Genomic DNA, 14,600 nt, shown 5'->3' with positions numbered 1-14,600 from the left:
ACAATAGGGAATATAAGGGTTAAATGCCAAGTGAGGTGATTGGATGGAAGTCTACCGCTGCATGAACCATCCCGAGAGGGAGGCCGTCGCTCAGTGCACGCGCTGCGGAAAGCCGGTATGCGAGGAATGCCATAATCCGGAGACAGGCCGCTGCCGCTATCGCTGCGGTGAGATGAACCCCGCTCCCGGCATGCCGGGACGGCCTAGGAACGTATGGGTGACCGTAATCGTCTCCATACTGGCTATCTTGGGCGGTCTTGCGCTGCTGCTGCTGACGATCTGCGGAGCCATACTGTTTTCTTATTAACGCACGTGTTTCTAGTTCCGACAAGCGCAATTTTCAATTCAGTTATTATTTCAAGGAGTGGACAGATGGAGTTTCCTGTTTATTTGTACCTGGGTTCCTGGCGGATTCATCCACATGTGTTGTTTGAATCCCTGGCTTACTTTATCGGCTTCCGCGTGTATTTATGGACCCGCAGGCCGAGCGGCATGACAAAGCTGATGAGCCTGCAGATTCTGGCTGGCATCATCGCCGGCGCGGCCATTGGTTCCAAGCTGCTATTCTGGTTGGAGGATCCGGCTGCCACCTGGGAACAGCTGCGCCAATTCCATCTGCTATGGGGGGGCAAGACGATTGTCGGCGGTCTTCTAGGCGGATTGATCGGCGTGGAGCTGACAAAGCGCTGGGTAGGATGGAAGCATTCTACGGGCGATGATTTTGTATACCCGCTGATGCTGGGCCTGGGACTCGGACGAATTGGCTGCTTTCTGACTGGCCTCGATGACCATACCTATGGTACGCCGACGACCTGGTTCACAGGCGTGGACTTCGGCGACGGGGTTTATCGCCATCCGACTCAGCTGTATGAGATCCTGTTTCTCATCGTACTGGCCTTACTGCTGATTCCGCTGTACCGCCAAAGCCGTGGCAGATCCACTCGCGAGGGCTACGTGTCCGGGCGGATGTTTCAATGGTTCATGGCCGGGTATTTGCTCTTCCGCCTGGTGATCGACTGGATCAAACCGACGCCGCATCCTTACCTGGGACTGAACAATATCCAATTAGCCTGCATCGCAGGCCTCATCTATTATGCGTGGCTGATCGGCGGCAGAAATCGGCTTCGCCGATCGTTGCCGGGTCCCCATCTTCCAAGCTGACCAAAGGAGTCTTGATTATGCCAAAAAACCGCCCTTATCTGTATCATGAACTGACGAATAGCATATGCACGACCTGTTACCGCAAAGTGGAAGCCAAGATCATCGAGGAGAACGGCATGATCTATATGCTCAAAAGATGCCTCGTACACGGTCCGGAAAAAGTGCTGATCGCAACGGAGGCTGAATATTATCATCAGACGCGAAAGTTTATCAAGCCTTCCGAAATGCCGCTTGTCTGGAATACGCCGATCCGGTACGGCTGTCCTTACGACTGCGGCCTCTGTCCGGACCATGAGCAGCATAGCTGCCTCACGTTGCTGGAGATCACGGACCACTGCAATTTGCAGTGCCCGATCTGCTTCGCGGAATCGTCGCCGCATCGTACTTCTTACAGGTCGCTTGCGCAGATCGAATTCATGCTCGACCGGATCGTGGAGAACGAGGGGGAGCCTGACATCGTGCAGATCAGCGGCGGCGAGCCGACGACGCATCCAGATTTTTTTGACATCCTGGACATGTGTAAGAGCCGTCCGATCAAGCATATTATGGTGAACACAAACGGCATCCGCATTGCCCAGGACCGCGATTTTGCGCGGAGGCTGGCCGAGTACATGCCAGGATTCGAAATTTACCTGCAATTCGACAGCTTTGAGGCTCATGTGCTGAAGGAGCTGAGAGGGGCCGATCTGCGGCGCATCCGCCAGCAAGCCATCGACCATCTGAATGAATTCAATATCTCCACGACACTGGTCGTCACGCTGAAGAAAGGCCTCAATGACGGCGAAATCGGAGATATCATTCAGTATGGACTTCAGCAAAAAGCGGTGCGAGGCGTCACCATTCAGCCGATTCAGGCTGCGGGCCGGCTGGAGGGGTATGATCCGGCAACCGACCGGTTGACCGTGAGCGAAGTGCGGCGGATGATCATCGACCAGTCCGAGGTATTTACGGATGCGGACATTCTGCCGGTTCCGTGCCACCCGGATTGCCTGGCCATGGGCTACGCCTTGAAGCTGGGCGGGGAAGTGCTGCCGTTGACACGGATGATCAACCCGGAAATCCTGCTCGAGGGCGACAGCAACACGATTGTGTTTGAGCAGGATCCGGTGATCCGAGGCAAAATGTTTGAGCTGCTGTCGACCGGCCATTCGCCGCAATCCTCTGCGCTTTCCCTGAAGAGCCTGCTCTGCTGTCTGCCGCTGGCGGCCGTGCCGGAGCAGATTACCTATGACAACGTCTTCCGGGTCATTATCATGCAGTTCCTGGACGCCCATAACTTCGACGTCCGTTCCGTCAAGAAATCCTGCGTCCACATCATGCATCCCGACGGACGAATGATCCCGTTTGACACCTACAACATGTTCTACCGAGACGACAAGGAAGAGCTGCTGAAGGAGCTGAAGGAAGAGGTTGCCACCGCATGGGACCGGTAAGAAGGCACTGATATTATGGTTCAATGGCTCCGTAACCGGAGCGGATGAGGCGATATAACACTTGAGAAGAAGATAAGCGCTTTGGATTCCTATTCATTCCTAACTACATAGGGAGGCGAGAATTGTGCAGAACCGAATTCCTGAACCTGAGAAGGTATCCCCTTATCAGTTGGATCAGAACATGAAGATCGAGAATCATGGAGCGGACGAACGGATATGGTATTCCCCCCAGAGGGGGCCGTTTCAGGTATCCGGATTTGGCTGGTTCCACACAGAAGGCATATATCGCAGACTGCCTGCGGTACCTGATGTTTACATCCGACCTGAGGTGGATGCGTTAGCGAACTGCACATCGGGCGGTCAGATCCGCTTTCGCACGAATTCGCGGAGCGTGTCGGTCCGCGTATGTCTGACCGCTGGATCCGGTATGTACCACATGCCCCCAACGGGGGAGTGCGGCGTGGATGCGTATATCGGCGGCCCCGGCCATTGGCTGCATGCGGGAACGGCTCGTTTTCAGGCTGGCCAGGTGGAGTATGAGAGCAGCATCTTTGATTCCGGGACAAGCGAGGCACGGTCGTTCCTCCTGAATATGCCTTTATACCAGGGCGTCGAAGAGATATGGATTGGACTTGAACCAGGGGCCGAGGTTTGGGCACCGGAATCCTATGATTCTTCCAAAAAAGTGATTATATACGGAACATCCATTACGCAAGGCGGATGCGCGTCACGGCCCGGCATGTCGTATACAAACATCTTAAGCCGCAGGTTTCATCTGGAGTTTATCAATTTGGGTTTCTCGGGCAACGGAAAAGGGGAGTCGGAGCTTGCCATACTAGCGGCTCAAATTCCGGAACCCGCATGTCTCGTCATTGATTACGAGGGTAACGCCGGGGGCACCGAGTCTTATCGACAGACCTTGCCTCTATATATCGAGACTTACCGCAAGGTTCATCCGGAGGTTCCCATCATCTTGATATCCCGCATCCGCCATGGAGCCGAGTCGTTTAAGCCTGAGATTCTAGAAGGGCGGCTTGCGCGGAAGAAGTTCCAGATGGATCTTATCCGGCAGCTGACCGAGGCCGGAGATCATAACCTAACGTTTGTCGATGGATCGGATTGGTTAGGTTATGATCCCGGGGAAACGACGGTTGACGGGGTTCATCCGACGGACCTCGGCTTCAAGCTGATGGCGGACCGGCTTGAGCCTGTGCTCAGGCAAGTGATTGGCGATAGTGCATCTGCAGCAGGGCGATAAGGCAGTTAACAGGTTCAAATGTTAGCGTATGGGTGAAGTAACATTAGCGCAATGAAACGTTCATAAGCTGAATCGTTAAAGGGCCCGTTCCTGGCTGGAACGGGCTTTTGTCTGTGCCGTCGTCTAATTCAAAAGTTTTGATTGTTTGCCTAATAAATGAGATGTTATGATAACAATTAACTAACAACCAATCGATTACATTAAAGGGTGTGTGCAGGTTATGGCTGGAAAAGTCACGATGCAGCAAATTGCCGATCATCTCGGCCTTTCAAAATTCGCAGTTTCTAAAGCGCTTTCAGGTAAATCCGGCGTCAGGTTGGAGACCCGGGAGAAAATCGTGAACGTTGCGACCCAGCTCGGCTATTTTGCCAACAAGTCGCCGAAGGCCGGAGGCAAGAAGAACGAAACCAACGCCGATGGCAGCCAAGCCGCAAAGGAGACCGTCATCGTGCTTGTGCCGAATGTCCGTTACCAGACGCGGGATTCCCTGTATTGGGGGCGAATTATCGATGGCATCACAAGTGAGCTTGAGCTGAGGGAGACGGGGATGGTCATCGTGACCGACCAATTTAAGGACAGCTTTGCGAATCTGATTAATCCGAGCGGGGTGAGAGGCATCATCGGCGTCGGATTCATCTCGTCACAGCTGCTGCTCGAAATCCGCAGCCTGGATATCCCCTTCGTCTTGATCGATCATGAAGATCCGCTGATTCCGTCGGACTCCCTGTTCATGAACAATGTGGAGTGCATGAGACGGGTAACCAATTATCTGACGGGGTGCGGACATCGAAGGCTCCAGTTCGTGGGCAACGTCCGGTTTTCGCGCAGCTTCACGGATCGTTATCAAGGGTACCGCTCCGTTCTCGGCGAGCAGGGCTTACCGCTGGATCAGAATGAGGAGCTGCTTAGCTTTGAAGGGGACAACCGCTCCGAAATGACGGAGGCGCTGGAGATCATTATAAGCCGGATGGATGAGCTGCCGACGGCCTTTGTGTGCGCGAACGACTCCATTGCCATCTGCGTCATGACGGTGCTCGGCAAGCTGGATATGAAGGTGCCCGCAGACTGCTCGGTTACCGGCTTTGACAACATTGAGGATGCGGCTTTTGCGGCCCCGTCGCTGAGCACCATTCACGTCAACAAGGAGGCGTTCGGACGCAGGGCGGTGGAGATGCTGATGAGACGCGTGGAGCAGCCGGATAGTCCGCTGGAAAAAATACTGCTTGCCGGCGACTTCATCCTTCGCGAATCCACGGCTTATGCCAAGAAGGTCGAGTGATGTGAATATGCGCGGCTACATCACCCGTCTATGGAAGGAGCGGCCGGCCGGACGTTTAGACCGGAAGCTGTTTGTGGTCTTTCTGTTTCTGATTATCCTGCCGATCGGACTCATCACGTATTTTGCGGCAGAACGCTATACGGCCACCATCGAGAACAATACGGTCGCCTACGTGTCCCAGCTGTCGAGCAAAATGATGGGCAAGCTGGACGATTACGTGACCGATATGATGAAAATTTCGATCATTCCCTCGTACCTCAATGAAATTCAGTCAGGGCTTGAGATGTCGAACCGCTACTACCAGGCCGAAGGGGAATCAAAGGAACCTGCAAGCCTGAACGAGAGTGAGCTGAAGCTCCAGATTACGCGCAAGGTCGAGCGGAGCATCTATTTCATGAACAACATCAAAGAAGGCACGAGTAACGTGTATCTGTTCGATCTTTTCGGCAACCCGTATTATGTGGTCAAAAGCGGCGGCAGTCGCTCGAATCTGCAGCAGTATTATGACAACTGGCGCAAGCTCGCCACAGAGGCCGGCGGCCGACCCGTGCTGGTCAGCACGCAGGAGATCGCCGTGTCCGCCGGCAGCAAGCAGTATATGTTCACGGTTGTTCGCGACATTATCGATAAATCGTACCATTCCATCGGCACCATTGTGGTGGACGCCAACATCGGCGTGATCGAGAACATCGTCACTGACCTGGAGGAAACGACGCACGGCACCACCTTCATCCTGGATGACAACGGGACCGTGATTTATGACAGCGAGAAGAAATATTTGTCCCGCAGCATGACTGACAATGCCGCGCTTGCCCAGGCCACCGGTCACGAAGGAAGCTTTCGTCTTGAGGTAGGCGGCGAGCAGCAGCTTGTTGTTTACCGGAAATCCGAGCAGACCGGCTGGCTGATCCTGATTACGGTGCCGGAGCGGCAGCTGATGCAGGATGCGCTTAAGACCCGCAAGATTACGATCGCGGCGGCTATCGGTGTTACCAGCTTTGCACTCATCATTTCTCTGATTCTGATTTATGCGCTGACAAGGCCGCTTCGATCCATCGTCCATCTGATGAAGCAGGTGCAGACCGGCAAGCTGGATGTGGTATTCCCGGTCCGAAGGCGTGACGAAGCCTCGCTGATCGGGGTCTCCTTCAACCGAATGATGGCACGCATCAAACAGCTTATCGACGATATTTACACGATGGAGAAGCGGAAGAAGGAGGCGGAGCTGGAGCGTCTTCAGCACCAGATCAATCCGCATTTTATTTACAATACGCTGGAAACGATCCGGATGACGGCCGTCCTGCACAACGATCATGAAGTGGGGGATATGGTTCAGCTGTTAGGGCAGCAGCTCCGTTACAGCATTCATGCCGGCAGCGAGGTCGTGGAGGTGAAGCACGAGTGGGAGCATGTCAAAGCCTACATCGAGCTGCTCAACTACCGATACGGCGAGCGGTTCGTGCTGACGCTGCCGGATGATCCGGCAGCGAATTCCATTCGGGTGATGAAGCTGCTGTTTCAGCCGATCATCGAGAATGCCGTCAATCATGGCTTTGACGAGAACAAACCCTTGCTCCATCTGTCCGTTACCTATGCCATGGACGGTAGGGATCATTGTTTTACCGTTACGGATGATGGCTTAGGCATGTCGACAGAAGCACTAGCCAGGCTGCGCCGCGTGCTGGATCAGACGCAGCCCCAAGCAACGGACGGCCGGGGAGTCGGGCTGCGCAATGTGCACGAGAGGCTTCAGCTCCGATACGGGAGACCCTACGGCCTTACCGTAGACAGCGAGGAAGGGCGGGGTACTGCCGTTCGGATTACCTTTCCCGCAGAACATTTAGAAGAACCGAGAACAGGAGGACTTGCGAATGCTTAGCATAGCCGTGGTGGATGATGAGGAACGGATCAGGCTGGGGCTTGGCAAGCTGATACGGGATGCAGGCGAGCAATACCGCGTCGTGGGGACGTTTGCAAGCGGCCAGGAGCTGCTGGACCAGTGGCAGGAGCTGCAGCCCGACTTGGTCATTACCGATATCAAAATGCCGCAAATGAACGGGCTCCAACTGATGGCGAATATCAAGCAGATGGCCAGCCATACCAAATTCGCCGTGCTCAGCGGATACAACGATTTCGAATATGCGCGAACCGCCATGCGGCAGGGAGCCCTGGAGTATTTGCTCAAGCCGGTCAACATGAAAGAGCTGCTGCGCATGCTGGAGAGCGTTGACGAGCTGGTGAAAGGAGAGCAGAGCGAGCGCAAGCTGGAGTCGGACGATCTGGTCAGCTTTCTGTTAGGCACGGATCAGCGAAAAATGCCGGAGCATCTGTTCGAGGAAGTCTGCGACCGGCTGGATCAGCAGGCGCTGTTCCACGGATATTACGCCGTGCTCCTCCTTCGCACGTTCCCGGAGATTGCGGAAGAGAGACTGCTTGCATGGACGTCGGCTTGGGGGGCGGAGCGGAGAATCGTCGGCTGTGAAGGAGGGAGGCAGGCGATCCTGGTGTCCATTGCGGAGTCCAGCCATGCGAATATGGCAAGAGAATGGGCTGCCATGCTGCTGCAGCAGCTTCCCGCGGGGACTTCGGCGAAGCTGGGCATCAGCGGCGTGTTCAGCGGAAGCCGATGGCTTCCGCAAGCCTATATGGAAGCCGCGAGCGTGCTGGAGCAGGCTTGGTACAGCGACGAACGGCGCTGCTGCGGAGGCGAAGGCAGACCACCGGTTCAGAAGGAAGAGCGCTACCGGCTTGTCCGTTCGCTGGATAAACAGCTGCTTCCGGTACTGCGTGCCGGTGAGTATACACGCTTGTCGGCCGCGGTGGACTCCTGGCTGGATGAGTTGGCTACCCTGCGGCCGGGCTGGGCCGAGCTGAAAGAGGCTTGCCTGACCCTGGAGTCGCATGTGGCGGAAGAGATGAAGCAGCGCGGCATTGGCGCAGGAGATGTGGATTGGAACCTGGAACCGGGGGACAGCGAGAATTGGCGTTCGTTCGCAGGGAGGCTGAAGACCGCTGTTGAGCAGGCCGCCGGGCTTCTGGATCAAGGGAAAAGTGAGCATCGGGCCGTGGAGACGATCAAGGCCTATATTCAGCAGCATTATACCGAGGAGCTGGAGCTTCAGCACCTCGCCGACCTGGTCTATTTGACCCCGAGCTACTTGAGCAAGCTGTTCAAGACCGAAACGGGCGAGACGATTACCGACTACTGCATCGCCGTGCGAATCGAGCATGCCAAGCGGCTGCTGAAGGAGGATTACGGTCTTAAAACATACATGGTTGGCGAGCGCGTGGGCTACCCGGACCCGGCTTATTTTAATAAAGTGTTCAAAAAAATGACGGGAAAAACGCCGAAGGAGTACCGCGATTTTGTTAGGTGACTGTTATCTAAATTGAGGACAATAAAACCAAACAAAGTCTATTATTTTTCGCGGCGCTGTCTTTTATAATGATTGAAAACGGTACCATTTCATCCAGAAAGCGAGGAAGGGAACGTGTTCAATTTCAGTTATAAAACGCAGCGCTATCTTATTCTGTTCGGTTTCCTTGCCATTCCAGTACTCTTGTCCCTGACCTTCTCGTATTATCCGGCGCTATCGCTGTTGTATTACAGCTTGACGGACTGGTCGGGTCTCGGCTGGGATATGAACTTTATCGGCTTTGACAATTACGTCGAGATTTTTACGAAGCCCGAAGTGTTCAGTTCACTCAAGAACAATCTGTATTATCTGATCGGGGGACTCATCCAGGTCGTGTTTGCCCTCTATTTTGCCGTCATTTTGACGAGCAAGCTGAAGGGGAGGAACGGCTTCAGGGTCGCTTTGTTCCTGCCGTACGTGCTGCACAGCGTAGCCACGGTCATCATGTTCAAGAACGTATACCACATGGAGTACGGATCACTGAATACGCTGCTCGGCGCTCTTGGACTCGAGTCCTGGCAGCAGAGCTGGCTGGGCGATAAGGGGATCGTGAATTTTGCGCTGGCGTTCATCTCGATGTGGAAGTACATGGGGCTCAACATGGTCATCTTTATCGGGGCGCTGCAGTCGATACCGGGCGACCTGTACGAGGCGGCCTCCATTGACGGGGCTTCGGGCTGGCAGAAGTTCCGTTACATCACGCTGCCTAGCATACGGGGTGTGCTGGAGTTAATGCTCATCCTTACCTTGACGGGCGCACTCGAAGCATTTGATATTCCGTTTGTGATGCTGCTCGGGGCGAACGATACATCGACCTTCGTCATCAAAACAGTGGATACGGCGTTTAAGTATCAGAACTTCGGGCTGGCTTCGGCGATGGCGGTCGTTCTGCTGATTATCGTGCTGCTGTTCATTGTCATCCAGCGGAAGCTGCTGTTCAGGGAGGAGAAGCAATCATGAGAAGGGAACGCTCGATCGGCTTTACGATATTTAACTATTTCACGCTGGTTATCGCTTTGTTTGTGGTGTTCTTTCCGATTTACTCGATCTTCGTGGGAGCGTTCAAGACCCAGGTCGAGTATTATCAATCCGGCCTTAGCTTGCCTGACAATTTCTTGAACTTCGATAACTTCAAGCGGGTGATCGATATCGGGGATCTGGGGCTCGGCTTTCGCAATATCCTGATCGTATTGGTCATTTCGGTTGTCGGCAATATCCTGTTTGGCACCATGGTCGCTTATGCCGTCGGACGGTTTGAGTTCAAGATGAAAAAAGCGATCATGGGCATGTACCTGGTCGCTCAGGTCATCCCGATGGTCACGACGCAGGTGGCTACCTTTAGCGTTATCCAGAGCCTGGGGGCCTACAACACGATGTTTGCGCCGATTCTGCTGTACCTGGGAGCCGATGTGCTTCAGATCGTCATCTATCTGCAATTCGTGAACAGCATCCCGCGGGATTTGGATGAGAGCGCCATGCTGGAAGGAGCGTCCCTGTTCAAAATCTACCGTTCCATCATCTTCCCGCTGCTTGCGCCGGCTACGGCGACCTTGGTCATTCTGAAGAGCATCTCGATTTACAACGATTTTTACACGCCGTATCTGTATATGCCAAGCCAGGACCTGAAGGTGGTGTCCACTGCAATCTATTCCTTCATCGGTCCGAACGCGGCGCAGCTGAACGTGATCTCGGCAGGCATTCTGATTATCTTCATTCCGACGGTCGTGTTGTTCCTGTTTATGCAGCGGTATATTTTTGCGGGCGTTACGAACGGAGCAGTCAAATAACGAACACTAGACGATGAAGAAGAGGAGACTCGATATATGAACTCGACGAACACATGGACGGAAAAAGTATGCGGCATGACATGGGGATGGACCGGCGTGCGGGGATCCTGGACGGGGCCTGAAGCTGCGTTCTCCATGGAACGCATGGCGGAGATGAACGTGAATTGGGTGGCCATTGCGCTGTCTGCCGTGCAGTCAACGCCGCAGTCGACGGAGATTCCGTTCCGGGAGGAACCGACGGTGACGGATGATGAGGTGCGATGGGCCATCCGCAAGGCGAAGAGCATGGGCCTCAAGGTGTGCTTGAAACCAGTCGTTAATGTAGGGAACGGAACGTGGCGGGCCCACATTAACTTCTTCGATGAAGAGGTTCCGGGTGAACCGAGCTGGGCCGAATGGTTTTGCTCCTATGGGGAATTCATTCGCCATTATGCTGAAATTGCAGAGGAAGAGCATTGCGAGATGCTGTGCGTGGGCTGCGAGATGGTACAGGCCGACAAGCGTGATGCGGAGTGGCGAGCTCTCATTGCGGATGTCCGTAGCGTCTATGGCGGGCTGGTGACGTATAACTGCGATAAATATCAGGAGGAGCGCGTGCGCTGGTGGGATGCGGTAGATATCATCTCCTCCAGCGGCTATTATCCGATCGACCAGTGGGAGGAGCAGCTGGATCGGATCGAAGGCACGGTCCGCCGATGGAACAAGCCGTTCTTCTTCATGGAAGCCGGCTGTCCAAGCCGCGAGGGCTCTGCAGCCCGCCCGAACGATTGGTCGCTGCCTGGCGGCCCGTCGGAGGAGGAACAGCGGCGGTATTATGAAGCAATGTTCGCGGCCTGCGCCAAGCGGGAGTGGATGCAGGGGTATATGCTGTGGGATTGGCCGGCACGGCTGTACAGCGTAGAGGAAGCGTCTCTGAACGATGATTATTGCATGTATGGCAAGCAGGCCGGGAGACGGTGAGGAATTATTATGCTGCCGGAATCCGGGTTTAAATTGTTGGAATCCGTTGGGCTATCTCAGGATAAGCCCGGTGTTTGAACAGTAGAATAGAGGTTTAGCATCGCACCGCATGCTTCTTAACGCACGGTGCGATTTTGCTATAGAGAGGGAGATTTTCTGGAGCCTAACAAGAAAATGATATGTTAGCATAATTTATGACAATAAAAACAAAAACACTTCATTTGTTTTGGGCGTGTTAGCGATTATCATTTGAAATGTAAGCGATATCAGTAAACGCTTCATGAGGATGCGAAGAAGCGCAACACATTCAACGTACAGGGGGAAGACGAAATGAAAAAAAGATTCACGATGGCACTGCTTCTGCTCTTAACCGTATCATCCATTTTGGCCGCCTGCGGAGGGAATAAAACGAATAATGCAGGTACCGAGACGCCGCCGAGCAATAACGCAGGCAGCGAGCCAACCGAGGCATCCGGCGAAGCGGAGCTTGGCGGCAAGCTGAAGGTGCTGACGCACCGCACCGACCTGGTGAATGACGGCACGCTGGACAAATACGTGGAAGCCTTCAAAGCGAAATACCCGAAGGCCGAAATTGAATTCGAAGGATTGACGAACTATGCGACGGATATTCAGGTCCGTCTGACCACGGGTGAAGCCGGCGACGTGCTGATGATTCCGACCGGTCTTGCCACCTCGGAGTACAGCAAATATTTTGAGCCGCTGCCGGATGCGATGTTCGAGGATGTCTATTTTGCTGACAATACCCTATTCGAAGGGAAACGCTACGGAATCTCTACGGGTGTGAATACGCAAGGGATCGTATATAACAAGAAAGCATTCGAGGCCGCAGGCGTCGACAAAGTACCAGCCACGCTGGATGAGCTCTACGCGGCTGCGGAGAAACTGAAAGCGGCGGACATCATTCCGCTGTACATGAACTTCGGGGCTCAATGGACAATGGGCAACTGGGCGGATAACTCGGCATGGTACGTGAACGGGGATCCGCAGTTCGCCTCGAAGCAGGTAACCGAGGAGGCGCCGTTCCAGGTGGATAATGCTTGGGGGATCCTTGCGAATATTGGACGCACCTTCGTGCAGAACGAATGGGTAGAGAAAGACCTGTACACGAACAACTGGGAGATTTCGAAGGGCGAAGTGGCTGCCGGCAAAGCGTCGATGTACTTCCTGGGCAACTGGGTAATCCCGCAGGTGATCGGTGCAGGAGCAGCTTCGGAGGATATCGGCTTCTTCCCGCTCCCGTATGATAACAGCGGCAAGTACAACGCACCGCTCGGTTCGGATTACTTCATCGCTGTCAGCAAAGACAGCAAGAATAAAGAGCTTGCCACTGCTTGGGTCGATTTCTTCGTGAAGGAATCCGGCTATGTGGAGGATTCCGGCTTCATGCCGATCATCAAGTCGGCTGAGTCCTCCATCCCGCAGCTTGCCGAATTCCAATCGTTTAATCCTACGTTGATCGAGAGCGAAGCGACCGATCCGAAGTTTAACGAAATCGCGAATAAAGCGCAAATTGGCATCGGCACCGGCGATTATGTCCAGGAATATATCGTGGCTGACGACCTGCAGGCAGCGTTCGACAAGCTGAATGCAAAGTGGAAAGAAGCCAAAACCGCACTGGGATACTAGTCCGGGGGATATAACGGGTTCAGTCTCGTGCTGCTCTTGCAGCCTTACTCTGCATGATCAGGGTAAGGCTGTTTTACTTTATTACTTTATAATATGGATTGAAGAGGAGGCGGATATATGAAGAAGATTTTGTTGCTGGGCGATTCCATCCGGGAGGGATATGAGCCTTACGTTAGAGAAAGGCTGGCTGGCCTTGCAGAAGTTGTGGCACCGGGGGAGAACGGGCGCTTCTCGTTTTATACGCTGTGGGGCGTCAATCTCTGGATGAAAGAGCTGGGGACGCCTGATATCGTCCATTGGAACAATGGACTGTGGGATGTGCACCACGAGGCTCCGATGGTCGAAACGCTGACGCCGATCACCGATTATGTAACCAATCTGAAGCGGATTGCCCACGAGCTGCAGCGGACAGATGCGCATATCGTATTTGCCACGACGACGCCGGTGCATCCTCAATCCGAGGGCAGAAGCAATGAAGAGATTGACGCCTACAATCAGGCAGCGATGGAGGCGCTTGTGCCGATGGGCATTACGATTCATGATCTGAACGCCAGGGTCAAAGAGGATCTGAGCGGTTATTTGTCGGATGACCGCCTTCACTTGAACGAGGAAGGATACCGGATGTGCGCCGACTCGGTAGTGGAGATGCTCGGTCGCTATCTGTGACGTTTGGACCAGGCCAATGAGCCTTAAGGCGCGGATCTATGGAATCTTTACCAAAAATGGAACAAGTCTATTATAGGTTCTAACAAATTTGTTACATCCTACTTGCGTTATGACGATATTATAGAATAATATGAAGGGGCGCGGCTTTCATAGAGGGGACCCGCGCTTTTTTGCTATCTAACTTGCCTGGACACCTTCTTATCGGAAGCCCCCCCTGTAAGAGAGTGTTATGACGCGGAAGGCCGGCATGCCTTAAGGGTCTACAGGCTTGGGATGCGCATTCTCATATTTTCCATGTATAATAGAAGAAATCATTCAAATAGGAGCTAGGAAATGAAAAAGCTAGGAAGAAACGATCTATGTCACTGCGGAAGCGGGAAAAAGTACAAAAGATGTTGTCTTGAAAGAGATGAACGCACGGTATACGGTAAAGTCATCCAGTTCCCTGGTGCGAGAGCAGCAGAGCCTAAGCTACAGGTCGATCAATTGCGGCAGATGATTAACGACAAGCTGGGATGGATGGACTGGAACGCTGATGAGCATCGTGAGCTTGCAGAGTCTGTGTTTCCTCAGATCTGCCGGGATTACGAGCTGCAGGATGATCAGCAGCTGTTTCAAGTGTTCAGCCTTCTGATGGTTTGGAACAGCTTCTCCAGAGAAGCCAATCCGAAGTACCGCAAACAGGGCGGATATGCAAGTGCGTTAGAATATATAGTAACTTCATCGCTTAACATTTCAACAACGAAGTCCGATATCGCGAAGAAGCATGAGGTTTCCGTTGCTACATTGACCCGCAACAGCGGTCAGATCCAAGATTTCATGGATGGCGTAGCGGCATCCGGTGACGACGCGAACGTCGAGGATGAGGAATCCGATAGCGAAACGGACAAGGATTTGTCCTTGGGACGCTAGCATCGCCAAAGTGAAGGATCCATAACAGAGTGCGGCATGTGCGCATTCGGTTTCATAGCTGTGACCGCTCCTATTCAAGTG

At 53.7% G+C, this 14,600-nt stretch carries 12 protein-coding genes and 1 pseudogene; all 13 read left to right on the top strand.

Annotated elements, in window-relative coordinates; all coding sequences use genetic code 11:
- Positions 1–43: 43 nt before the first annotated feature.
- The 13 genes and pseudogenes from PLA01S_RS02220 (at position 44) to PLA01S_RS02160 (ending at position 14,519) form a co-directional block, all read left to right on the top strand.
- On the top strand, positions 44–307 hold the full coding sequence (locus PLA01S_RS02220) for a B-box zinc finger protein (RefSeq protein WP_100540465.1): 264 nt from the start codon (positions 44–46) through the stop codon (positions 305–307).
- A gap of 65 nt (positions 308–372) precedes the next feature.
- Positions 373–1,161 (top strand): prolipoprotein diacylglyceryl transferase family protein, encoded by a 789-nt coding sequence (locus PLA01S_RS02215; RefSeq protein WP_127589855.1) that lies wholly within the window; start codon positions 373–375, stop codon positions 1,159–1,161.
- Between the two features lie 17 nt (positions 1,162–1,178).
- Entirely contained in the window at positions 1,179–2,594 is a 1,416-nt protein-coding gene (locus tag PLA01S_RS02210) for a radical SAM protein (RefSeq protein ID WP_127589854.1), read from the top strand.
- 124 nt (positions 2,595–2,718) lie between these two features.
- Positions 2,719–3,852, top strand: a complete 1,134-nt coding sequence (locus PLA01S_RS02205) for an SGNH/GDSL hydrolase family protein (RefSeq protein ID WP_246059275.1) — start codon at positions 2,719–2,721, stop codon at positions 3,850–3,852.
- 220 nt (positions 3,853–4,072) lie between these two features.
- The gene (locus PLA01S_RS02200) at positions 4,073–5,131 is read left to right on the top strand and encodes a LacI family DNA-binding transcriptional regulator (protein ID WP_127589853.1); all 1,059 of its coding nucleotides are present in this window, start codon (positions 4,073–4,075) and stop codon (positions 5,129–5,131) included.
- A gap of 7 nt (positions 5,132–5,138) precedes the next feature.
- Positions 5,139–7,010: a cache domain-containing sensor histidine kinase gene (locus PLA01S_RS02195; protein WP_246059299.1), complete on the top strand. Its 1,872-nt coding sequence runs from the start codon at positions 5,139–5,141 to the stop codon at positions 7,008–7,010.
- Positions 7,003–8,508, top strand: coding sequence for a response regulator transcription factor (locus PLA01S_RS02190; RefSeq protein WP_127589851.1), 1,506 nt, complete (start codon positions 7,003–7,005; stop codon positions 8,506–8,508). Before PLA01S_RS02195 ends, PLA01S_RS02190 begins: the two co-directional genes overlap by 8 nt.
- 114 nt (positions 8,509–8,622) lie before the next feature.
- On the top strand, positions 8,623–9,507 hold the full coding sequence (locus tag PLA01S_RS02185) for a carbohydrate ABC transporter permease (protein WP_100540470.1): 885 nt from the start codon (positions 8,623–8,625) through the stop codon (positions 9,505–9,507).
- Complete coding sequence (locus tag PLA01S_RS02180; protein WP_127589850.1) at positions 9,504–10,334, top strand: carbohydrate ABC transporter permease; 831 nt, start codon at positions 9,504–9,506, stop codon at positions 10,332–10,334. The genes PLA01S_RS02185 and PLA01S_RS02180 overlap by 4 nt, the downstream gene beginning before the upstream one ends.
- A 36-nt stretch (positions 10,335–10,370) precedes the next feature.
- Positions 10,371–11,326 (top strand): annotated as a pseudogene (locus tag PLA01S_RS02175) (glycoside hydrolase family 113).
- 298 nt (positions 11,327–11,624) lie between these two features.
- Positions 11,625–12,941, top strand: coding sequence for an ABC transporter substrate-binding protein (locus tag PLA01S_RS02170; RefSeq protein ID WP_127589848.1), 1,317 nt, complete (start codon positions 11,625–11,627; stop codon positions 12,939–12,941).
- Between the two features lie 117 nt (positions 12,942–13,058).
- Positions 13,059–13,607 (top strand): SGNH/GDSL hydrolase family protein, encoded by a 549-nt coding sequence (locus tag PLA01S_RS02165; RefSeq protein WP_127589847.1) that lies wholly within the window; start codon positions 13,059–13,061, stop codon positions 13,605–13,607.
- Between the two features lie 333 nt (positions 13,608–13,940).
- A complete protein-coding gene (locus tag PLA01S_RS02160) occupies positions 13,941–14,519 on the top strand; it encodes a YecA family protein (protein WP_127589846.1) in 579 nt (192 codons plus the stop codon).
- Positions 14,520–14,600: the final 81 nt, after the last annotated feature.

The organism is Paenibacillus lautus NBRC 15380 (assembly GCF_004000945.1).
Lineage (GTDB): Bacteria > Bacillota > Bacilli > Paenibacillales > Paenibacillaceae > Paenibacillus_AQ > Paenibacillus_AQ lautus.
The sequence above is the reverse complement of the archived record's forward strand: the minus strand, read 5'-3'. Positions and strand labels throughout refer to the sequence as shown.